The organism is Caballeronia terrestris, assembly GCF_001544515.1.
Lineage (GTDB): Bacteria > Pseudomonadota > Gammaproteobacteria > Burkholderiales > Burkholderiaceae > Caballeronia > Caballeronia terrestris.
In genome coordinates, this window is record NZ_FCOL02000418.1 from 1 (window position 1) to 1,345 (window position 1,345).

The window sequence follows — 1,345 nt, forward strand, 5'->3', positions numbered from 1 at the left end:
GCGATTGGCCTGGTGATCGGCGATGTGCGTAAGGACATATTCCAGGTAGGCGCGCGGGTTGATACCATTCAACTTGCACGAGCCGATCAGGCTATACATTGAGGCGGCTCGCTCGCCACCGCTGTCAGAGCCAGCGAACATGAAATTGCGCCGGCCGAGGGCCACGCAGCGCAAAGCATTTTCGGCGAGCACGTTGCTGATTTCGACGCAGCCGTCATCACAGAACAGTGTGAGCCCGTCCCGGCGATTCAGAGAGTAGTTGATCGCTTCGACCAGCGGTGCCTTTGGCCAAAGCGTCGCACGTTTCTCCCTCATCGACCTTTCGAGGGCCGCGAGCAATGGATTGCTCTTTTCTTGCCTGACGCGTCGCCGCTCATCCGGCGGTTTGCCGCGGATATCAGCCTCGATTCCGTAAAACTCGCCAATCATGTCGAGCCATTGCTTCGTGGTGTCCGACGGGGCTGTCTCATGCACGTTGAATAAGTATCGGCGCGCATGATCCCAGCAAAATGCCAGACGAACTTTGCCGCCTTCGTTCAACTCGTTGAAACCGGCATAGCCGTCGGCCTGAAGGATGCCTTCGAATCCGGCAAGATGGGTCTGGGGGTGAATGCCTTTGCGGTCCGGCGAGTAAGCGAACCAGACAGAAGCAGGTTCGCTCGAACCTGAGCGGCGATCATCGCGCACGTAGACCCACAATCGACCGGTCTTGGTCTTTTTGTTCCCAGGCGCAAGCACCGGGATCGGCGTGTCGTCCGCGTGGAGCTTGGCAGTCGCCATCGTGTAGCGACGCAGGGCTTCAGTCAGCAGCCGGCAGAGTTCTTCGCATTGCCCGACCCAACGTGCCATGGTGGCCCGATCGAGACGTACGCCATCGCGCGCCGCGATCTCGGATTGCCGATACAGTGGCGTGTGGTTTGCATACTTCGCCACGATGATCTCGGCCAGCAAGCTCGGATGCGCGATGCTGCGCTCGATCGGCAGCCCCGGCATGGGAGGTTGCGCGATATGGCCGCAACCGGTGCAGATCCGCTTGCGACGGATAGTGCGGATGACCTTGAACATCGCCGTGACGCGCGCGAGTTGCTCAGACACATCCTCGCCGAGCAACTCCATGGCGCTGTTGCACTTCGGGCAGATGGAATCGGGCTCGAGCTCGTGCTCTTCGCGTGGCAGATGGGGCGCCAAGGCTTCCTTCGGGGATGCTGCAGACACGCCCGAGCTCGATGCACGAGCGCGTGCACGGCGAACATCGGCAACGCCGCTGCCCGTTGCCAGATCCTCGAGTTGGGTTTCGAGCCGATCGATCTGCCGCTCCAACTGCTCGGATTTACGACCGAAGTGC

Annotated in this window: 1 protein-coding gene; it reads right to left on the reverse strand. The window is 60.7% G+C overall.

Going from position 1 to position 1,345, the window contains the following annotated elements; all coding sequences use genetic code 11:
- Nucleotides 1–1,345, reverse strand: a 1,345-nt coding sequence (tnpC, locus tag AWB67_RS37915; protein ID WP_087660863.1) for an IS66 family transposase, incomplete at both ends; no start/stop codon positions are given.